At 70.2% G+C, this 20,116-nt stretch carries 20 protein-coding genes; 6 read left to right on the forward strand and 14 right to left on the reverse strand.

The genetic code is table 11. The features are described 5' to 3' along the window. Positions 1-64: 64 nt before the first annotated feature. Entirely contained in the window at positions 65-991 is a 927-nt protein-coding gene (locus KHF85_RS03640; RefSeq protein ID WP_284566813.1) for an IS110 family RNA-guided transposase, read from the forward strand. 14 nt (positions 992-1,005) lie between these two features. Here KHF85_RS03640 and pdxA read toward each other — a convergent pair whose 3' ends face one another. The 6 genes from pdxA to KHF85_RS03670 all read right to left on the reverse strand — a co-directional run bounded on the left by pdxA (position 1,006) and on the right by KHF85_RS03670 (position 7,924). Continuing rightward, entirely contained in the window at positions 1,006-1,983 is a 978-nt protein-coding gene (pdxA, locus tag KHF85_RS03645; RefSeq protein WP_284568571.1) for a 4-hydroxythreonine-4-phosphate dehydrogenase PdxA, read from the reverse strand. A 3-nt stretch (positions 1,984-1,986) separates the two neighbouring features. Beyond that, entirely contained in the window at positions 1,987-3,366 is a 1,380-nt protein-coding gene (locus KHF85_RS03650; RefSeq protein ID WP_284568572.1) for a peptidylprolyl isomerase, read from the reverse strand. Next, the gene (gene lptD, locus KHF85_RS03655; RefSeq protein ID WP_409976649.1) at positions 3,363-5,714 is read right to left on the reverse strand and encodes an LPS-assembly protein LptD; all 2,352 of its coding nucleotides are present in this window, start codon (positions 5,712-5,714) and stop codon (positions 3,363-3,365) included. Before lptD ends, KHF85_RS03650 begins: the two co-directional genes overlap by 4 nt. 109 nt (positions 5,715-5,823) lie before the next feature. Then, entirely contained in the window at positions 5,824-6,729 is a 906-nt protein-coding gene (locus tag KHF85_RS03660) for a histone deacetylase family protein (RefSeq protein ID WP_284568574.1), read from the reverse strand. A gap of 34 nt (positions 6,730-6,763) precedes the next feature. Continuing rightward, positions 6,764-7,318 (reverse strand): cob(I)yrinic acid a,c-diamide adenosyltransferase, encoded by a 555-nt coding sequence (locus tag KHF85_RS03665; RefSeq protein ID WP_003472711.1) that lies wholly within the window; start codon positions 7,316-7,318, stop codon positions 6,764-6,766. 21 nt (positions 7,319-7,339) lie between these two features. Then, positions 7,340-7,924 carry a hypothetical protein gene (locus KHF85_RS03670; RefSeq protein WP_284568575.1) on the reverse strand — a complete coding sequence of 195 codons (585 nt, stop codon included), beginning with the start codon at positions 7,922-7,924 and terminating at the stop codon, positions 7,340-7,342. 161 nt (positions 7,925-8,085) lie between these two features. Here KHF85_RS03670 and ubiH point away from each other — a divergent pair, with 161 nt between their 5' ends. Both ubiH and KHF85_RS03680 read left to right on the forward strand, forming a co-directional pair. Continuing rightward, on the forward strand, positions 8,086-9,300 hold the full coding sequence (gene ubiH / locus KHF85_RS03675; RefSeq protein ID WP_284568576.1) for a 2-octaprenyl-6-methoxyphenyl hydroxylase: 1,215 nt from the start codon (positions 8,086-8,088) through the stop codon (positions 9,298-9,300). Next, positions 9,297-10,475, forward strand: a complete 1,179-nt coding sequence (locus tag KHF85_RS03680; RefSeq protein ID WP_284568577.1) for a UbiH/UbiF family hydroxylase — start codon at positions 9,297-9,299, stop codon at positions 10,473-10,475. Before ubiH ends, KHF85_RS03680 begins: the two co-directional genes overlap by 4 nt. 316 nt (positions 10,476-10,791) lie before the next feature. Here the strand turns inward: KHF85_RS03680 and KHF85_RS03685 are convergent, their stop codons facing one another. Then, complete coding sequence (locus KHF85_RS03685) at positions 10,792-11,199, reverse strand: EF-hand domain-containing protein (RefSeq protein ID WP_409976650.1); 408 nt, start codon at positions 11,197-11,199, stop codon at positions 10,792-10,794. Positions 11,200-11,241: 42 nt separating this feature from the next. Then, positions 11,242-11,964, reverse strand: coding sequence for a hypothetical protein (locus KHF85_RS03690; protein WP_284568579.1), 723 nt, complete (start codon positions 11,962-11,964; stop codon positions 11,242-11,244). A 320-nt stretch (positions 11,965-12,284) separates the two neighbouring features. On the opposite strand from KHF85_RS03690, the gene KHF85_RS03695 reads away from it, so the two are divergent. Further along, positions 12,285-13,400, forward strand: a complete 1,116-nt coding sequence (locus KHF85_RS03695; protein WP_284568580.1) for a Gfo/Idh/MocA family protein — start codon at positions 12,285-12,287, stop codon at positions 13,398-13,400. A 179-nt stretch (positions 13,401-13,579) separates the two neighbouring features. Here the strand turns inward: KHF85_RS03695 and rlmM are convergent, their stop codons facing one another. The 6 genes from rlmM to KHF85_RS03725 all read right to left on the reverse strand — a co-directional run bounded on the left by rlmM (position 13,580) and on the right by KHF85_RS03725 (position 19,070). Then, on the reverse strand, positions 13,580-14,620 hold the full coding sequence (gene rlmM / locus KHF85_RS03700; RefSeq protein ID WP_284569465.1) for a 23S rRNA (cytidine(2498)-2'-O)-methyltransferase RlmM: 1,041 nt from the start codon (positions 14,618-14,620) through the stop codon (positions 13,580-13,582). Positions 14,621-14,654: 34 nt separating this feature from the next. Next, positions 14,655-15,215, reverse strand: a complete 561-nt coding sequence (locus tag KHF85_RS03705; RefSeq protein ID WP_284568581.1) for a nucleoside deaminase — start codon at positions 15,213-15,215, stop codon at positions 14,655-14,657. Continuing rightward, the gene (locus KHF85_RS03710; RefSeq protein ID WP_284568582.1) at positions 15,215-15,595 is read right to left on the reverse strand and encodes a hypothetical protein; all 381 of its coding nucleotides are present in this window, start codon (positions 15,593-15,595) and stop codon (positions 15,215-15,217) included. The genes KHF85_RS03705 and KHF85_RS03710 overlap by 1 nt, the downstream gene beginning before the upstream one ends. A gap of 61 nt (positions 15,596-15,656) precedes the next feature. Then, complete coding sequence (locus tag KHF85_RS03715) at positions 15,657-16,046, reverse strand: STN domain-containing protein (protein ID WP_284568583.1); 390 nt, start codon at positions 16,044-16,046, stop codon at positions 15,657-15,659. Positions 16,047-16,098: 52 nt separating this feature from the next. Beyond that, on the reverse strand, positions 16,099-17,052 hold the full coding sequence (locus KHF85_RS03720) for a DMT family transporter (RefSeq protein ID WP_284569466.1): 954 nt from the start codon (positions 17,050-17,052) through the stop codon (positions 16,099-16,101). A 263-nt stretch (positions 17,053-17,315) separates the two neighbouring features. Continuing rightward, entirely contained in the window at positions 17,316-19,070 is a 1,755-nt protein-coding gene (locus KHF85_RS03725) for a glutamine--tRNA ligase/YqeY domain fusion protein (protein WP_284568584.1), read from the reverse strand. Positions 19,071-19,169: 99 nt separating this feature from the next. On the opposite strand from KHF85_RS03725, the gene KHF85_RS03730 reads away from it, so the two are divergent. Both KHF85_RS03730 and KHF85_RS03735 read left to right on the forward strand, forming a co-directional pair. Further along, on the forward strand, positions 19,170-19,826 hold the full coding sequence (locus KHF85_RS03730; RefSeq protein ID WP_284568585.1) for a glutathione S-transferase family protein: 657 nt from the start codon (positions 19,170-19,172) through the stop codon (positions 19,824-19,826). Between the two features lie 9 nt (positions 19,827-19,835). After that, a complete protein-coding gene (locus tag KHF85_RS03735) occupies positions 19,836-20,063 on the forward strand; it encodes a putative signal transducing protein (RefSeq protein ID WP_003472682.1) in 228 nt (75 codons plus the stop codon). Positions 20,064-20,116 lie beyond the last annotated feature (53 nt).

Here is a 20,116-nt window from a genome sequence, read left to right on the forward strand (position 1 = left end):
GAACTTCACAAGCGTGGGCAGCGACGAGGTGGCTCTCTCCTGTCCCCCAGTCTACCTAACGCTTATGCCTCTTTGGATCGGTATCGATGTGGCCAAGGACACCTTGGCCGTCCACGTGCTTCCCCTGGACCAGTTGCTGTCCTTTCCCAATACCGCCCAGGGCCACCAGCGCCTGTGCGACCACCTTGCCGGGCACTGCGTCGGCAACGCGCTGCTGGAGGCCACCGGCGGCTACGAACGGGCGGTGATGACGGCACTGGCCACGGCAGGGATCCCGGTGACCCGGATCAATCCGCGCCGGGCACGCGCTTTCGCCACGGCCTTGGGCACAACCGCCAAGACCGATCCGCTGGATGCGGCCTTGCTGGCGCGCATGGCTCACCTGGTGCAAGCGCCCGCGCCGGCTCCCGATCCCTTGCGTGAGCAACTGCGCATGCTGGTCCAGCGCCGCGAGCAACTGGTCCAGCAACGTGACGACGAGCGCCGTCGCTTGCATCAGGCGACCCTGGCCATGGTGCGCGCGTGCCTGATCGAGCAGATCGGCGACGTGCGCCGCCGTATCCAGCGGATGAACCAGGCGATCAAGCAGGTGCGGTGCCAGCTCGACGATGCGCTGGCGCACGCCCTGGGCACGGTCCCGGGCATCGGCGAGGTCACCACCGCCAGCCTGATGGCCTATCTGCCCGAACTGGGGACGCTGGATCGTCGCCAGATCGCGGCCCTGGTCGGCCTGGCTCCCTACAACGTGGACAGCGGGCAGCACTGCGGCAAACGCCGCATCCGCGGCGGGCGTGCCACGATCCGACGAGTGCTGTACATGGCCTGTTGGAGCGTTGTGCGCACTCAAGCCTCCTTCAAGGAGCGTTATCAACAGTTACGGGCACGCGGCAAGCCCGCCAAGGTCGCCATCACCGCATGCATGCGCGTGCTGCTTATCCGACTCAACGCCATGGCACGAGATCGCACACCATGGCGTGAGGTTATCGGATGAGAAGACAGTTGCTCCTACAGCAGCGGGCGGCGCGCGGCCAGTTGCGCGCATTGCGCGACCGCGGCGAACAGGCTGGACGGGTCGGCGCTGCCGCGCCCGGCCAGTTCCAGCGCGGTGCCGTGATCGACCGCCACGCGCGGGTAGGGCAGGCCCAGGGTCAGGTTCACCGCCTGCTCGAAGCCGCTGTACTTGAGCACCGGCAGGCCCTGGTCGTGGTACATCGCCAGCACCGTATCGACGCCGGCCAGTTTCTGCGGCAGGAACGCGGTGTCGGCCGGCAGCGGGCCGAGCAGGCGCATGCCTTCGCCGCGCAAGGCGTCGAGGACCGGTGCCATCATCTCGATTTCCTCGCGGCCCAGATGCCCGTCCTCGCCGGCATGCGGGTTCAGCCCGAGCACCGCGATGACCGGCGCGGCGATGCCGAAGTCGCTGCGCAACGCGGCGTGGACGATGCGCAGGCAGCGTTCCAGCAATGCCGGGGTCAGCGCATCGGCGACCGCGCGCAACGGCAGGTGGGTGGTGGCCAGGGCCACGCGCACGATGTCGTTGGCCAGCATCATCACCACCTCGCATCCGGCGTGGCGGGCGAGCAGTTCGGTGGTGCCGGTGTAGGCGATGCCGCCGGCGTTGATCGCCGCCTTGTGCACCGGGCCGGTGACCAGGCCGGCCAGTTCGCCGCGCAGGCAGGCGTCGGCGGCCTGGGTCAGTGCGCCGATCACCGCGGCGGCATTGGCCGGTTCGGTATGGCCGAAGCGGCTCGGCAGCGCGTTGCGGACCGGGCGCAGGCGCAGGTCGCCGGGTGCAAGGGCGGGGGCGGATTCGGGCAGCAGTTGCAATGGCAGCGACAGCGCGGCGGCGGCGGCGCGCAAGGTGTCGGGATCGGCGAAGGCCAGCAGTTGGCAGTCGCGTCGCGGCCGTTGCGCCAGCCGCACGCACAGTTCCGGGCCGATCCCGGCCGGCTCGCCCGGCACCAGCGCGAGCGAGGGCAGCACGGCTTACTTCTTGGCGGCGGCCGGTGCCGGGGTTGCCGCCGGCGCGGTGGCGTCGGCCGCAGGCGCAGCGGCGCTCTCGGCACCGCCGACGCGCAGGTTCACATAGGCTTCGCCGCGCATTTCCTGCAGGAAGCGGTTGTACTCTTCTTCCAGCTTGCGGCGGCCGATGGTCTCGCGGACCTGGGCGCGCTGGCTGTCGCTGGTCACGTCGGTCTGGCGCGTGGCCACGCGCTGCACGATGTGCCAGCCGGCCTCGGTGCGGAACGGCTGCGAGATCTGGTTGTCGCTCAGGCCTTCGATCTGGTGGCCGAAGTCCGGGCCGAACGCGTCGACCGGGAACCAGCCCAGGTCGCCGCCCTGGCCACGGCTGTTGGCGTCGTCGGACGACTCCTTGGCCACGGCCTGGAAGTCGGCACCGCCGGCGATGCGCGCGCGCAGGGTCTCGATCTTGGCCTTGGCGGCGGCGTCGGGCTGCGCTTCGTTGACCCGGATCAGGATGTGGCGGGCGTGGTACTCGGTAACCGTCTTCTTTTCCGGGTTGGCCGAGGCGTCGCGGATCTCGACCAGCTTCAGCAGCTGGAAGCCGCTGGGGCCGCGCAGCGGGCCGGCGACCTGGCCCGGCTTCATGTCGCGGATCAGCTGCGCGAAGGCGTTGGGGATCTCGTCCAGGCTGCGCCAGCCGAGGTCGCCGCCTTCCAGTGCGTTGGGGCTGTCGGAATAACGCACCGCGGCCGCGCTGAAATCGATCTCGCCCTTGTCGATCAGGGTCTTGACCCCGTCGATCTTGCCCTGCCCGGTCTTGATCTGGTCGGCGGTGGCGCCTTCCGGCAGGCCGACCAGGATGTGCGCCAGGTGGTACTGGGCGCCGGTGGTGGCCTGTTGCGCCAGCGCCGCGTCCACTTCGCTCTCGCTGACGTTGATGCGGCTCTGCGCGAAGCTCTGGCGCAGGCGCTGCACGGTGATCTCGTCGCGCACCGAGTTGCGGAAGTCGTCGAACGCCATGCCGTCGGCGGCGAGCTTCTTGCGCAGGCCGTCCACGTCGGTGCCGTTCTGCTGGGCGATGCTGCCGATGGCGCGGTTCAGTTCGTCGTCGCCGACGCGGATGCCGGTGCTGTTGGCGCGCGCCACCTGCAACTTGACCAGCACCAGGCGCTCGAGCACCTGGCGTTGCAGCACGTTGTCCGGCGGCAGCTGCGCTTCGCGGCCGGCATACTGCGCCTTCACGTTGCGAACGGCACGATCCAGTTCGCTCTGCAGCACGACATCCTCGTCGACGACCGCAGCGATGCGGTCCAGTGGTTGGGTTTGTTGCGCGGCAGCCGGAGCGGACACGCCGGCGATCGCCAGCAAGGTGACGAGGAACACAGAAAGGGTATTGGTCATGGAATCAGGTTCGGATCGTAAGCGTCCGGATCGGTCGTGGTGTTGCTGGGCGGGACCAAGTACAGGTCGTCGCGGTTGTAGCCGAGAATAGCACGGCGCAGAACGCGGTCCGTGTCCTGGCCAAGCGAGGAGAGTCCCTTCAGCACGAACTCGACCTGGAACGCGGTGTCCAGATCGCCTTCGCGGTTGCGCACATAGCGCCGCGCCAGTGCGCGCACGGCCAGGCAGCAGCTGTCCCATTGCACGCCGGCAATGATTTCCAGCGGCTTGCTGTCTTGCAGCGAGTAGTAGTGGCGGCCGACCAGGCTCCAGGTCGGGTTGATCGGGTATAGCACCGACACGTCGGTCTGCTCCAGCAGGTCGCGGCGGAAGCGGTAGCTGACGTTGATGATGCCGTCGCCCGGCAGCAGATAGCGGGTGCGGAAGCTGGCCAGGTCCTTGCGCCGGTACTTGGGATCCCACTGGTAGGTGGCGCCCATCGTCCAGCGGTCGTTGAGCATGTAGTTGGCGTCGGCGATCCATGCCGACTTGCCCTGCTGGATGCTGGTGTTGCTGCCGGGCAGGCTGACCAGGGAGTCGTTGAAATACAGGATCTGGCCGAGGCTGACCGACAGCTTTTCCTTGCCGTCGTCCTGGCGCAGCAGGCGCGAGCTCAGCGCCAGGGTCATCTGGTTGGCGTCGTTCTGGCGATCGGCACCGGTATAGCGCGAATCGCGGAACAGCTGGCCCCAGCTGAAGGTGAATTCGCGGGTGTCGAAGATCGGCAGGTCGTCCTGGTTGCGGTACGGCGTGTACAGATAGAACAGCCGCGGTTCCAGGGTCTGCAGGTAGCTGGTGTCGCCGAACTTGGCGTCGCGGTCGAAGTACAGGCCGGCATCGACGGTGGTAATCGGCAGGCTGCGCGTGGGCGAGGTATCGCCGCCCAGCGTCGCGGCCAGATCCTTGTCCAGCTGGTAGGTGGTGTAGCGCCAGGCCACGGTCGGCTTGAGGAACCAGGCGGCGCCGGCCAGCGGCATCGACAGATAGGGCTTGAGATCCAGGCGGGTGCCGCCGGGCTTGTCGGTGGTCACGCCGGTACGTTCGTAAGTGCCGTCCGTTCTTTTTTCATGCACGTCGTCGTGCACGAAGCGCACCGCTTCGCTGTACAGGCCGGCCTCGAAGTAGTTGCCGAAGGACTGGTCCCAGTTGAAGAAGGCGCGCGGCTGGCGGTTGTACGGCAGCGCGTCCTCGGTCAGGGTGTAGTCGGTCAGCTGCCAGCGATCGGCCATCAGGCCGGCGGTCCAGGTCTCGCCGGTGCCGTAGACGCCGACCGTGCTCTGCAGGTTGGACACCGAGTTGCCGAGCAGGCGGTTGGAGAAGTCCTCGGTGTAGCGCTCGTCGCTGACCCAGGCCACCGACGCGCGCGCCTGCCAGTGCGAATCCAGGTTGTGGTAACCCTGGTATTCGAACTTGCCGCGGTCCTTGTCGCGCAACCGGTCGTCCGGCATGTACGTTGACTGCAGTTCGCCCTTGCCGCCGTCGTACAGATAGCGGAATTCGCTGCCGAGCATGAAGCCGCGCGAGCTCATGTAGCGCGGATACAAGGTAGCGTCGTAGTTCGGCGCCAGGTTCAGGTAGTACGGCTGCATGTAGTCGAAGCCGTTGCGCCCGGACAGGCCGATGGCCGGGAACAGGAAGCCGCTGGTGCGTCGATCGTCGATCGGAAACTTGAACCAGGGCGCGTACAGGATCGGCACGTTGTAGATCTTCAGGACCGCGTTGCGCGCGGTGCCGAAACCCTCGTCGTTGTCGACATCGATCTCCGGCGCATGCAGCTCCCACACCACCTGCGACGGGTCGCAGGTGGTGTAGGTGGAGCGGTGCATCTGCCCGAGCGCGCCCTGCAGGTCGACCGAGTCGGCCTTGCCGTTGCCGCGGCGCTCGATCAGCTGGTAGCGGATGTTGGTGATCTTGTGGGTGTCGGTGTCCTGGTTGCCTTCGGCGCGGTCGGCGACCATGCGGATCGACGAATCCTGGTAGCGCACGTGCCCTTCGGCGATGTAATTGCCGGTTTCCGTATCCACGCGCAGGCTGTCGGTGCCCATGAACTGGTCGCCGCGCTTGAGCGCGACGTTGCCGTCGTAGTTGGGCAGCGTGGTGGTGCCGGACAGCTTGTCGCCAACGATATCGGTCGGCTGCTGGTCGCGGAGCGCGGCCATCTTCGGATCGACCTTGGGCGCATCGTCGAACTTGGGCAGCACGTCCGGGGTCGGGCACAGGCCCCAGTTGGGCGGCTTCTCGGCCGCCATCGCCGGCAGGCAGAGGGCGATACTGAACGGAAGGGGTAGCAGGCGGAGGGCTCGGCGCACGCGCGTCAGGTATCGGGCTAAAACGACCGCTAGCTTGCCCCATCCCATGCATGGGGGCAATGAAGGCGTCCCCGGGGCCGGGGACGGGGTTCATCCGTCCGGGCCGGCCTCAGCGCAGCGCGTCGACGTGGGCGACGCTGCATTCGCGCAGCGCCTGCAGGTCGTAGCCGCCCTCCAGCAGCGACACCACGCGGCCGCGCGCATGCCGTTGCGCCAGCGCGCGCAGCTCGACGGTGAGCCAGGCGAAGTCCTCGGTTTCCAGCATCAGGTCGGCCAGCGGGTCGCGCATGTGCGCGTCGAAACCGGCCGAGATCAGCAGCAGTTGCGGCTTGAACGCGTCCAGCAGCGGCAGCATCTGGTCGGCCCAGGTGTTGCGGAAGCGGAAGCCGCCGCTGCCCGGCGGCAACAGCGCGTTGTGCAGGTTGCCGACGCCGCGGTCGTGGACCCCGCCCGAGTTGGGGAACAGCCCGGACTGGTGGGTGCTGAGGTACTGCACCCGCGGGTCGCGCTCGAAGATGGCCTGGGTGCCGTTGCCGTGATGCACATCGAAATCGACGATGGCGATGCGTTCCAGGCCGTGCGTATCGCGGGCGTGGGCGGCGGCCACGGCCACGTTGTTGAACAGGCAAAAGCCCATCGCGGTGGCGGCGGTGGCGTGGTGGCCGGGCGGGCGTACCGCGCAGAAGGCGGTGTCGGTGGCGCCGTGCAGCACCGCGTCCACCGCGGCCAGGCCGGCGCCGGCGGCGCGCAGGGCTGCGGCGCGCGAGCCGGGCGAGATCACCGTGTCCACGTCGAGCATACGATGGCCGTCGATGTCGGCCAGCACGCTGTCGATCAGCTCGCGCTCGTGGACCCGGGCCAGGTCGCCGAGCTTGGCCAGCGGCGCCTCGCGCCATTCCAGGTCGGGAAAGGCCTCGCGCAGCGCCGTGGTGACGGCCTGCAGGCGTTCCGGCCGCTCCGGGTGTTCCGGCCCGGGTTCATGGCCCAGGCAGGCGGGATGGGTATAGATCAGCATGCCGGCCGTCCGCTGCGCGTGCTACCGCGGCCGCTCAGGCCTGGCGGCGGTCGTGGCGCCACAGCACTTCGCCCTGGCCATCGGCCCGGGCCAGCACCCGCGCCAGCACGAACAGCAGGTCGGACAGGCGGTTGAGGTAGCGGATCGCCTCCGGCCGTACCGCGTCCTGGCGCGACAGCGCCACCGTCTCGCGCTCGGCGCGGCGCACGATGGTGCGCGCCAGGTGGCAGCGCGCCGCGGCTTCGCCGCCGGCCGGCAGAATGAAGTCCTGCAGCGCGGGCAGGGTGTCGTTGTAGCGGTCCAGATGCTGCTCGAGCGCGTCGATGTCGGCGGCGTGGATCGCCGCATGGCCGGGGATGCACAGCTCCCCGCCAAGATCGAACAACTGGTGCTGGATCGCGGTCAGCAGGTGGCGCACGTCGTCGGCCAGCGCACAGGCCAGGACCACGCCGATCGCCGAATTGGCCTCGTCGACGGTGCCGTAGGCGGCCACCCGTGCCGAATCCTTGCCCACCCGGTTGCCGTCGCCCAGGCCGGTGCTGCCGTCGTCGCCGGTGCGGGTGTAGATCTTGGAGAGACGGTTGCCCATCGCCGGCTGCCAGGCCTTGGCTCAGTGGCCGGCCGGCTGGCCGCGCTGGCCCAGCCGCGCCAGCTGCTCGACACCGACCTGGATCGCCGCGGCCAGCGCGGTGTACAGCGCCGCGCTGCCCAGGTACGGCAGCAGCCAGTCGCTGTAGTTCTGCCACCAGCCGGCGAGGGTCGGGTTGGGCACGCTGCGGCTGACCCAGTAGAAGCTGCCCTGCGCGATCAAGTGGCACAGCGCCACCGCCACCAGCAGGCTGGCCGCGGTCAGGCCCAACGCGCGCCAGTCGGCGCCGTGGTAGCGCCCTGCCAGCCAGCTACCGCCGGCCCACAGCGCGAAGTAGGCCGGGAGCAGGCACCAGTACGCCGCCGACACGCAGTAGTGCTGCCAGAAGTCCAGGCCCTGGCCGCGGATCACCAGGTAATCGACCAGCACCGCCAGCCCCATCAGCAGCGGGAACGCCCAGCGGGTCCAGCTGCGCAGGTAGAAGCCGCCGATGAAGAACACCGCCCACGAGGCGTCCGGGATCGCGCCGAAGTGGTTGATGCGGGTCGCGGCCAGCAGCGCTGCCAGCAGGAGCAGGGCGGGGAGGCGGTGGCGGGAAGCGGTCATGGCGGGCGGGCACCGGTGCAGAGATGGCCGATTCTACTGGAAGCAAGGCGCCGCGGAGTGAGCCGGCCCGGCCCCCGGCGCGCGCCCGGGCCGACCACGCGCACGCGCGAACCGTGCAGTCCGATCACCGGCGATTCGGACACCGGTCGTATCATGGCCGGATGAGCAAACGACATGACGTAGTGATCGTCGGCGGCGGCCTGGTCGGCGCCAGCCTGGCCATCGCGCTGGACCGCCTGGGCGTGGACGTGGGCCTGGTCGAGGCCGCGCCGCCGGGCGCGCTGCCGCCGGTGTTCGACCAGCGCAATCTCAGCTTCGCCGCGGCCACGGTCAACGCGCTGGGCGCGCTGGGGGTGATGCAGCGGCTGCGCACGCCGACCGGACCGATCCGGCGCATCCATGTCAGCCGTGAAGGCGACTTCGGCCGGGTGCGGCTGGAGGCGGCCGACTATGGGCGCGAGGCGTTCGGGCAGGTGGTGGTGGCGCGCGATTTCGGCGAGGCGCTGGAAGCGCGGCTGGCCGAAGCGACTCACGTCAGCCGTTACCGGCCGGCGCAGTTCCTGGCGCTGGAGGCCGGCCAGGATGCGGCGCTGCGCGGCGTGCGCATCGCCCGGGACGGCGCGACCGAGGTGCTGCAGGCGCGCCTGCTGGTCGGCGCCGACGGCAGCGCCAGCGCGGTGCGCGGCGCGCTGGGCATCGATGCGGCCCGCCACGATTTCCAGCAGACCCTGTTCGTGGCGCGGGTGCGCGGCAGCCGCCAGCCCGACGGCACCGCCTACGAGCGGTTCCGCGACGACGGCCCGACCGCGCTGCTGCCGCGCGGCGACCGCCATTACGGCGCGATCCACGCGGTCGCCGCCGAACAGGCCGACGCGGTGGCTGCGCTCGACGAGGCCGCCTGGCTGCAGCGCCTGCAGGAGGCGCTGGGCTGGCGCGTCGGCCGCCTGCTGGGCAGCGGCGAGCGCAGCGCCTATCCGATCGTGCAGGTGCTGGCCGGGCGCCTGACCGACGCGCGTGCGGTGCTGCTCGGCAACGCCGCGCAGACCCTGCACCCGCTGGGTGCGCAGGGTTTCAACCTGGGCCTGCGCGATGCGCTGACCCTGGCCGAACTGATCGAGCGCGACCGTGCCGATCCGGGCGCGCCGGCGTTGCTGCAGCACTACGCGCAGCGCCGCGAGCAGGACCGGCAGCGCACGGTGACCTTCTCCGGCGGTCTGGCGCGGCTGACCGCCAATCCCGCGCCGCTGCTACGCCCGTTGCGCAGCCTGGGCTTGCTGGCGGCCGCGCAGGCCGCGCCGCTGCAGTCGTTCCTGGTCGGTGGCGCGATGGGCTTTCGCGGCGACGTGCCGCAGCTGTGCCGGGAGGCGACGGCATGAGCCGGCGCGGGGTGCTGGACGCGGTGGTGGTCGGCGGCGGCGTGGTCGGCGCGGCCTGCGCGTTGGCGCTGGCCGCCGAAGGCCTGGCGGTGGCCCTGGTCGAGGGCCGCGAGCCGCCGCGCTGGTCGCCGGCCGAGCCGGACCTGCGGGTGTACGCGTTCGCCCCGGACAATGCTGCGCTGCTGCAGGCGCTGGGCGTGTGGCCGCAGGTGCTGGCGCGGCGCGCCCAGGCCTACCGGCGCATGCGCGTGTGGGATGCCGGTGGCGGCGGCGAGCTGGACTTCGATGCCGATGCGCTGGGTCGCGATCAGCTGGGCTGGATCGTCGAGCATGCGTTGCTGGTCGAACAACTGTGGGCGGCGCTGCCGGCAGCCGGGGTGCAACTGCACTGTCCGGCGCGGGTGGATGCGTTGGAGGTGTCGGAAGAGCGCGTGCGCCTGCGCCTGGACGACGGCAGCCGGCTCGACGCGCGTCTGGCGATCGCCGCCGACGGCGCCGATTCCACGCTGCGCGGCCTGGCCGGGCTGGACGCTCCGGCGCACGACTACGGCCAACGCGGCGTGGTCGCCTTCGTGCACACCGAGGTGCCGCACCAGGACACCGCCTGGCAGCGCTTCCTGCCCGGCGGGCCGCTGGCGTTCCTGCCGTTCGCCGACGGCCGCAGTTCGATCGTGTGGACGCTGCCCGAGGCCGAGGCGGTGCGGGTGCTGGCGCTGGACGATGCGGCGTTCGGCGCCGAGCTGACCCAGGCCTTCGGTGCGCGGCTGGGCGCGGTGCGCGCGCTGTCGCCGCGGATCGGATTCCCGCTGCGCCGGCAACTGGTGGAGGACTACCATCGCGGCCGCCTGCTGGTGCTGGGCGATGCCGCGCACGTGGTGCATCCGCTGGCCGGGCAGGGCGTCAACCTCGGCCTGCGCGATGTCGCCGCGCTGGCCGCGCAGGTGCGCCAGGCGCAGGCGCGGCGGGTCGACTGGTCGGCGCCGCACCGGCTGGCGCGCTGGGCGCGCGGCCGCCGCAGCGACAATACCGTGGCCGCTTATGGGTTCGATGCGATCAACCGGCTGTTCTCCAACGACGACATGCACCTGACCCTGCTGCGCGGCCCGCTGCTGGGCCTGGCCGGCAGGCTGCCGCTGTTGATGCATGGGTTCTGGAAGCGCGCGTCGGGGGTGTAGCGATGCGGATGGCGCCAGCGGCGTGCGTCGTTCCAGCAAAGGCGTCAGTGCCGCCGCTGTCCGCTGCCGTCAGGTCCAGCGCTTCGCTCGTCGCGGCTGAAGCCGCTCCTACAGTGACTTGCGGCAAGTCTGCTGGGTGCACTGTGGGAGGGACTTCAGTCCCGACTGCGACCGGCGCCAGGAAGATCCGCCGCTGCGCTCGTCGCGGTTGAAGTTGCTCCCACCACAGTGACTTGCGGCAAGCCTGCTGGGTGCGCTTGCTGGATCAAGGCAATCCAGGACCGTTCCTGATGCGGTGCCGACCCGGCCGCGCTGCCTACCTGAGCCAACCGGCCAGCTGCTCGCGGCTCAGGCGTCCGCGGCGTTGCGGGTCCAGCGAATCGAATTCGTCGGCCAGCGCCGGGTTGGCCTGCGCTTCGCTGCGGCTGATGGAGCCGTCGTGGTCGCTGTCCAGCGCGTCGAAGTCGATGCGGTAGTTGCCGGCGACGTTGTCGGGCTGGACCGTGCGCACGGTGACCGGCGCCTGGCCATGGGGGACGTCGAGCCGCACCTGGTGGGTCACCTCGCCGCTGCTCAGCGGCTGCGCCAGGACCACGCTCGCCGGCATGTCGCGCAACGGCTCGGTGACCACGCTCGAGGTCGGGTTGAGGTTCTGCGCGGCGGCCGGGACGATGGCGGCGGCCAGCAGAACGGCGACGAGGGCTGAAAGGCAGTGCATGGACACGGCGGACTCCGATGGTTCGACTGATGGGACGGCGCGGCAGGTTCAGCCGGGGATGAACGGGAACGCCAGTTTCAGCAATCCCTTCAGCCCGCCCTCGGCGGTGCTGGCGATGGCCTTGGCGCCGAGGCTGTTGAGCGCGCGGCGCACATCTTCCCAGCGTAGCTTGGCCACGTCCTTCTTCAACAGTTCTGCCACTTCCTCGGCGGTCGGGGTGAGCTTCTGCAATTCGCGCATCACCTTCTCCGGCTCCGCTTGCAGGTAGTTCCAGCGCTCGGCGATCTTCAGCAAGGTGTCGAAGCGCACCGCGACCACGTCGCGATTGCGCTCGTACACCGGCATCGCGCCGACCTCGACGATGGCCTGCTCGAAGCGTTGCTGGTCGTCCGGATGCTCGATGCGGATCGCCAGGAAGCCTTCCTTCTTGCTGCGTTCGCTGACGTGCTTTGCCCCGGCGCGCAGGTTGTCTTCGGTGAGCACGCTGGCCACGATCCGCTCCAGCGCGGCATCGCCGTCTTCGGGCACCAGCGCGCGCCAGCGCGCATAGCCGTCGCGGCGCAGGCCCTTCACCTTGGCCGGGGTCACCCGCAGGCGCAGCGCCACCGCGTTGTTGGAATGGCTGCGCGAGATCGCGCCGTCGCGTTCCAGCAGCACGAAGATCAGCAATTCCAGGTCGCGCTTGGTCAGCGACTGGAAGCCCTGCAACAGGGTCAGGCGCAGGAATTCGTCGGCGAAGCCGGCCGGGTCTTTCAGTTCGATCGGCTGCATGTGCGCGGCTCTCCAGTCAGTGCAGGCAGGATGCCCGACCGCGATTGCGCGGACTGAGACGACGCTGCGATGCGTATCCCAGCCGCATTCTATGGCCTTCGGGTTGCCCTGTGCGGCCACCTCGGCGGCCCAGGCGAGCCGGTAACAAGACGCGGCCGCTGGCGGCGAAGACGGCAGGTGGGATGGGATGGCGCGATCCGGCGCGCCGCGGGACGGCCGGGTTGCCAGGCGCCGACGGCAGCGCGAGCGCGCTCACATCGCCGGGCCAGCGATGCGCTAAGGTTTTCGACACAGTGTGTCCGGCCATCAGGGAGATCCGCATGTCGCTGTCCTCGCCGAATCGTCGCCGTGTGCTGCTCGCCGGGTTGTCCGCGGCGGGGGCAGGCCTGTTGGCATCGCCGCTGTGGGCGGCCCCGCGCGGCAAGCCGAAGAAACCGCTGGGGGTGGCGCTGGTCGGGCTGGGCAGCTACGCCAGCGAGCGCCTGGCACCGGGCCTGGCGCTGACCAGGCACTGCCGGCTGGCCGGCATCGTCACCGGCTCGCCGCACAAGATTGTGCAGTGGCAATCGCGCTACCGCATTCCCGATCGCAACGTCTACGGCTACGACGATCTGGAGCGCATCGCCGACAACCCGGACATCGACGTGGTCTACGTGGTCACGCCGACCTATCTGCATGCGCCGCTGAGCCTGCGCGCGGCCGCCGCCGGCAAGCACGTGTGGTGCGAGAAGCCGATGGCGATGCATGCCGACGAGGTGCAGTCCATGATCGCCGCGTGCGCGCGCAACAAGGTGCGGCTGAGCATCGGCTACCGCATGCAGCACGAGCCGAACACGCGGCGGATCATCGCGCTGGCCGGCGAGCGCCCGTTCGGCGCGCTGCGCACGGTGCGCGCCGAGGCCGGCTACAACGGCTACGGCGACACCGATCCGGCGCAGCGGCCGTGGCGGCTGCGCGCGCAGTTCGGCGGCGGCGCGATGTACGACATGGGCGTGTATTCGCTCAACGCGGCGCGCTACACGGTCGGCGCCGAGCCGCTGGCGGTCAGCGCGACCCGTTCCACCGACCGGCCGGAGCTGTTCGACGAGGTCGACGAGCACATGCAGTTCAAGCTGGAATTCCCGCATGACGTGATCGCCGACGGCGCCACCAGCTTCGGCCGCAACATGAACCGACTGCGTGCCGAGTGCGAGCGCGGCTGGTACGAGCTGGCGCCGTTCCAGAGCTACGAGGGCATCCGCGGCCGTGCCAGCGACGGCCGCGTGTTCGAGGCGAAGGTGCGTCACCAGCAGGCGCTGCAGATGGACGAGGACGCGCTGGCGATCCTCAACCGCACGCCGATGCGCGCGCCAGGCGAGGAAGGCCTGCGCGACATGCGCGTGATCGATGCGATCTACCGTTCTGCGCGCGAGGGTGGCAAGCGGATCGTGCTGTAGCGGGTAAGGTGGTTCTGTGCCCGCGGTCGAGCGATGCCTGGGCGCTTTTCCTCGCGCTTGTTTCGATTTTCTGTAGGAGCGGCTTCAGCCGCGACAGGGCGTTACCGGCGAGATCCTGTCGCGGCTGAAGCCGCTCCTACAGGAGGCGCTGTTGGCGGGCGCAGTGGATGCCCGCAACTTCAGAGCGACATCGCCAGCACGGTGATCTCTTCGCGGTCGTGGTACAGCTGCTTGGCGCGGATCTGCAGCGGGCGCTCGGCGCGCTCGGCGAACAGGTCCAGGCACAGCTGGGTCTCGTCCCAGCGCTTCTTCATCGGCAGCTTGAGGTTGAAGATCGCGTGCCGGCACCAGCCTTCGCGGAACCAGGTGCCCATGCGCTCGGCGACGCGGCGCGGCTGCTCGACCATGTCGCAGACCATCCAGTCCAGCGCCTGCGGCGGCTTCCAGTGGAAGCCGTCGGCGCGCAGGTGATCGACCAGGCCGCTGTCGAGCACGTGCTGGCGCAGCGGGCCGTTGTCGACGCTGGTCACGTGCAGGTGCTGGCGGGTCAGTACCCAGCTCCAGCCGCCGGGCGCGGCGCCCAGGTCGGCGGCGCGCATGCCGGGCTTGAGCAGCGCCACGCGTTCCTCCGGCGCCAGCAGCGCCAGCAGCGCTTCTTCCAGTTTCAGCGCCGAGCGCGAAGGTGCCTCGGACAGCAGCTTCAGGCGCGGGATGCCCAGCGGCCACGGCGCGCTGTCGTCGCTGTCGGCGACGGCCAGCAAGGCGTGGGTGCCGGCGAGGAAGCACACATGCAGGCGCGGCAACTTCGGCTGCGGCTTGTCGCTGAGCAGGCCGGCCTTGCGCAGCGCCGGACGCAGCGCGTTGCCGAAACTGCGCGCCAGCCCGGACAGCTGCTTGCCTTCGTCCGAATCCGGGTGCTCGACCCACAGGTCGCCGAAGCGGCTGTGCCCGCTCAGCGCCTGCAGCATCGGTGCGATCCGGTCGGCCGGATTCAGCTCGCGCAGTTCGGCCAGCAGGCGCAGTTTCTGCCGCGCGAAGATCAGCCCGCGCCACGGCAGCGCGCGCGGCGGCAAGGCACTCTCGCAGACCAGCAGCGCGTAGCCGCTGTTGCGTTCGGTGCGTGCGTAGGCGGCCAGGTCGGCGCGCGCGGCACGATCGTTCAGTTCGGCCGCCAGTTCGGGCTCGAAGCCTTGCCGGCAATAGCACAGCAGGCCGTTCAGGGAGGACATGGAGGAAGCCTTCGCCGGGCGGCGGTCAGTAGCGGGGGCTGTCGAGTTCGCCATAGTGGCGCAACACCGCGCAGGCGGTGTCGCGGTGCAGGCCACGCACCACTTCGATGCCGCGGCGTTCCAGTTCGCCGATCCAGTCCGCCGGCAGCGGGCCTTCGTCGAACGGGGTCAGCGCCATCACGTCTTCGGCGCTGGCGCCGATCAGCAGCCGATCGATGCCGGCCCAGATGGTCGCGCCATAGCACTGGCAGCACGGTTGCGCCGAGGTCGCCAGGGTCACCGGCGCCAGGACAGCGTTCAGTCGCGGCGTCTGCAGGCGCTGTTGCGCGAGCATGTAGGCCATGTTCTCGGCGTGCGCCAGCGAGGTGGTCTGCGGCACCACCCGGTTCACCCCGACCGAGATGATGCGATGGTCCGGGCCGAACACCGCCGCGCCGAACGGGCCGCCGCTGCCGGCGTCCACGTTCAGTCGCGACAGTTCCACCGCCAGCGCCACCTTGTCGGCGTCGCCGGGATAGACCGCCTGCGGATCGACCGCATCGTGGATCCAGGCGGGCAGGGTGAGGTGGACTTGCGCGTAGAGCATCAGCGGACGGGTTCGGCAGGCTGGGGGGCGCGCAGTGTATCGGCTTGCACGCCCTTGGCGCTGCACTGCCCGGCCACGCACTGGCAACCGCCGATCGCGGGCGAGCCGCATACGCTCATGCGGCCGCTGGCCTGGCATTGCGCCATCACGCCGTGCGGATCGGTGGGGCTATCGCGGTTGACGCAGGCCGGCATCGCGCCGCAGCAGTTGCCGACGTCCTTGACCGCGCAGTCGGCGTCGCTGCGGCAGGTGGTGTCCACCTTCACCGGCAAACCGTGCGCGGCGGGCTTGGCGCCTTCGCTGCGTGCGCAGCCGCTGAAGACGAGGGTGCCGGCGAACAGGCACAGGCAGCACAGCAGCAGCGCGAGACGACTGGACATGGCGACCTTCCGTGCGAGAGACCGCGGCCATGGTAGCGCGCATGGCCGCGGCGCCGGCAACTCAGCGGCGGCCGACGATGATCCTGTCGGCGGTTTCCTGCTTGACCTGGATCGCGGTGCCGTCGATCGCCTGGTGGATCGCCTGGCGGATGCTGATCCGGCCCTTCACTGCCTTGACCTGCAGAGGCGACAGCGACAGATCGTCGTAGACGATGCCGCAGCCGGTGGCATGCGCCAGCTGCTGTGCGGTTTCGTCGAAGCGCGCGGCGGGCATGTCGTAGTCGTGGTCGGGCATGGCGTCGCACTTGCCGTTGGCCGCGGCCGTCGCGGCCGCCGGCGCGGGTGCCGCGACGGCCGCCTGGGACGGGGCGGAAGACGGCGCGTTGTGGCAACCGGCGAGCAGGACGAGCAGCGCAAGGCTGGTGCAGGAGGTGCGGAAAGCAGCGGACATGGAGAGATTTCCTTGCGCCGGAAAGTGGCGCTTGCAGTCTAGGCGCCACGCCTTAACCCAAGGTTGCATCCGCCTTGCGCAGCTGCGGGGGCGCATGCAGCCAGGCGCACCACAGCACGCCGGCAAGCAGGCAGGCGATCGCCAAGGCTTCCAGCGGCGTGGGCCAGCGCGCCTCCCACAGGAAACCGTAGAGCAGCGCGAACACGGTTTCGAACACGATCATCTGCCCGACCAGGGTCAGCGGCAGCAGCCGGCTGGCGCGGTTCCAGCAGGCGTTGCCGATCACCGAGGCGAACACGCCCAGCACGATCGCCACGCTCCAAAAGCGTGTCCACTGCGCTGCCGCGTGTGCGTGGTCGAACGCGAATGCGGGGATCGCCAGGGTCAGCGCCAGCGCGCTGGTGACCACGCCGGTGAGCAGCGACCAGTCGCGCCCGGAGATGTCGGGACGGCGCGTGAGCCAGCGCGCATTCTTGATCGAATATGCCGACCAGCACGCCAGTGCGCCGACCGCGCAGGCCAGCCCGGCCGTGCGCGTGCCCACGCTGGTCGGCGCGGGATGCGCGGTGTCCAGCGTCTGCGCCGCTACCAGCGCCACCCCGAGCACGCACAGCGCGCACGGCGCGGCCAGGCGGCGGAATTGCATCGCGCCGGCCGCGCGCGAACCGAGCAGCGTGACCACCGCCGGCAGCAGGCCGATGATCAAGGCGGTAGCCGCACCGCCGGCCCATTGCACGGCGCTGCCCAGCAACACGTAGTAGACGATGTTGCCGAGCAGGCTCAGCCGCAGCAGCGCCCACCATTCCGGCGCTCCGAGCGCACCGCTGGCGGCACGCCAGCGCGGCGCCAGCAGCAGCGCGGCGACCGTGCCGTAGGCCAGGTAGCGCGACACCGCCAGCTGCAACGGCGAGAACCCGGCGAGCAACTGCGGCGCCAGGAACACCAGTCCCCACAGCGCACCGGCCGCCATGCCGCTACCCACTCCCGCCCACAAACGCTTGCGCATGCCGTGTCCTGTTGCTTCGTTGCGTAGTGCGCCAGCATGGCCGTCGCTGCGCAGGCTCAGGGTGGGCGCGGGCGACATGGACGCTAGGCTAATGTGCCGCCGCTGCCGTTGGAAAGTGCGACGCTGGCAACTCCGGCGCCGAGGCGGCCGGAGCGGCACGGCATGCGCTCAGGCAGCGCCTGCCGGCAACCGTGTCCGTGGCGCGGCGGGTGGCGGCCGCGCGCCGGCGGCAAGCGGGAAACGGTCGGCGCGGCGCGATTGCGTCAGCCCGCGCCGTGGCTGCCGGTCCAGGTGTCGCGCAGGGTCACGCTGCGGTTGAACACCGGGGTGGCCGCGCTGTGGTCGTAGCGGTCGGCGACGAAGTAGCCGCTGCGCTCGAACTGGAACGCCTGCTCCGGCGCGGCTTGCGCGGCGGCCGGCTCCACGTAGCCGCGCACGCTGCGCTTGGACGCCGGGTTGAGATGATCGCGGTAGGTCTTGCCGTCGGATTCGTCGTCGGGCTTCTCCACCGAGAACAGGCGGTCGTACAGGCGGATTTCCGCCTCCAGCGCATGCGTCGCGCTGACCCAGTGGATGGTGCCCTTGACCTTGCGGTTGGCGCCTTCCATGCCGGGACGCGATTCCGGGTCCAGCCAGCCGCGCAGTTCGACGATCTCGCCGGCAGCGTTCTTGACCACCTCATCGACGCGGGCGATGCCGGCGCCGCGCAGGCGCACTTCGCCGCCCGGCACCAGCCGCTTCCAGCCCTTGGGCGGGACTTCAGCGAAATCCTCGCGCTCGATCCACAGCGCGCGCGAGAACGGCACCTCGCGCGTGCCGAAGCGCTCGTCCTTGGGATGGTTGGAGAACACCAGCGTCTCGCTGTGGCCTTCGGGCAGATTGCCCAGCACCAGCTTGAGCGGGTCGATCACCGCCATGCGCCGCGGCGCCGCCGCATCCAGGTCCTCGCGTAGGCAGCCTTCCAGCACCGAGAAGTCGATCACCGAGTCCTGCTTGCTGATGCCGACCCGGTCCACCAGCAGGCGCAGCGCCGCCGGCGTGTAGCCGCGCCGGCGCAGGCCCTGCAGGGTGTACATGCGCGGGTCGTCCCAGCCATCGACCAACTGCTCGGTCACCAGTTGGGTCAGCTTGCGCTTGCTCATCACCGTGTAGTTGATGTTCAGGCGCGAGAACTCGATCTGCCGCGGCTTGGCCGCTTCGCGCGGCAGGCCCTTGTCCAGCAGCGGCTGCAGCAGCTCGGGATGGCCGGCCAGATCGACCTTGTCCACGCACCAGTCGTACAGCGGGCGGTGGTCTTCGAATTCCAGCGTGCACAGCGAGTGGGTGATGCCTTCCACCGCGTCGCCCAGCGCGTGCGCGAAGTCGTACATCGGGTAGATCGGCCAGGCGTTGCCGGTGTTCTGGTGCTCGACGTGCTTGATCCGGTACAGCGCCGGGTCGCGCAGGTTGATGTTGCCGCTGGCCATGTCGATCCTGGCGCGCAGGGTGCGTGCGCCGTCGGGGAACTCGCCGGCGCGCATGCGCCGGAACAGGTCCAGGTTCTCTTCGACGCTGCGCGCGCGGTACGGCGAATTGCGGCCCGGCTCGGTCAGCGTGCCGCGGTATTCGCGCACCTGCTCGGCGCTCAGGTCGCAGACGAAGGCGTGGCCGTCGGCGATCAGCTTCTCCGCGGCCAGGTAGTACACCTCGAAGTAGTCCGAGGCGTGGCGCAGTTCGGCCCAGTCGAAGCCCAGCCAGCGTACGTCGTCCTGGATCGCGGCGACGAACTCGGGGTCTTCCTTGGCCGGATTGGTGTCGTCCAAGCGCAGGTTGCAGCGCCCGGCAAACTCGGCGGCGATGCCGAAATCCAGGCAGATCGCCTTGGCGTGGCCGATGTGCAGGTAGCCGTTGGGCTCGGGCGGGAAGCGGGTGCGGATGGCCGCGTGCTTGCCGCTGGCCAGGTCCTCGCGGACGATCTGGCGGATGAAGTCTTTCTTCTCGGCCGGGGCGGTGGCGTCGGTGGCGGGGGTCTCGGGCATGCGCGCTTCAGCAGATAAGTAAAGCGCAAGTTTAGCCGAGCTGGCCGCGGGCCGCGCCGCCGCGTACGCTGCGGATCCGTCCACCCCCGAGCATGCGCCATGCCGCTTCCCCGTCTGGTCATTGGCGACAAGAACCTGTCTTCGTGGTCGCTGCGGCCGTGGCTGCTGCTGCGGCACTTCGCGGTGCCGTTCGAAGAGGTACCGCTGGCGCTTGACACGCCCGCGTTCGCCGCGCGCATCGGCGCCTATTCGCCGACCGGGCGGGTGCCGGCGCTGTGGGACGGCGAACTGCAACTCTGGGATTCGCTGGCGATCTGCGAATACGCCAATGAGCGCTGGCTGGGCGGCCGCGGCTGGCCGGCGGCGCTGCAGGTGCGGGCGCAGGCGCGCGCGGCGGCGTGCGAGATGCATTCCGGGTTCCTGGCGTTGCGCCGGCAGTTGCCGATGCAGGCCTGCCGCCAGCCCGACGGCCAGCGCTGGGACGCCGAGGCGCAGGCCGATATCGCGCGCATCGTGCAGTTGTGGGCGACGCTGCGCGAGACCCATGGCGTCGGCGGCGCGTTCCTGTGCGGCGACTTCGGCATCGTCGATGCGATGTTTGCGCCGGTGGCGGTGCGCTTCGCCGGCTACGGGGTGGCCGTGCCGGCGCCGGCAGCGCAGTACATGGCGGCCCTGGAGGCCTTGCCGGCGATGCGCGAATGGCGCGCCGGCGCCGCCGCCGAAGTCGCGCTTGCCGAAGTCGCGGCGCGCGGCTGAGGGCGGGCCATGCAGATCGCCTATCGCGCCCAGCACCTGATCGATGCGCACCTGGCCAAGCACGCCCTGGAGGATGCCGGCATCACCGCGTTCGTGTTCGGCGAGGCGCTGCTCGGCGGCGCCGGCGAACTGCCGTTCGGCGTGGTGCAAGTGTGCGTGGCCGACGAACTGCTGGAAAAAGCGCAGGAAGTGCTGATGGCGCTGGGCCTGGGCGGGTGGGTGACGCGGGCGATGTAGGTGTGGGGCCGGGACTCGGGACTGGGGACTGGGGACTCGCAGTGAACGGCGAG

The sequence above is a fragment of the Xanthomonas graminis pv. graminis genome (genome assembly GCF_030168915.1).
Lineage (GTDB): Bacteria > Pseudomonadota > Gammaproteobacteria > Xanthomonadales > Xanthomonadaceae > Xanthomonas_A > Xanthomonas_A translucens.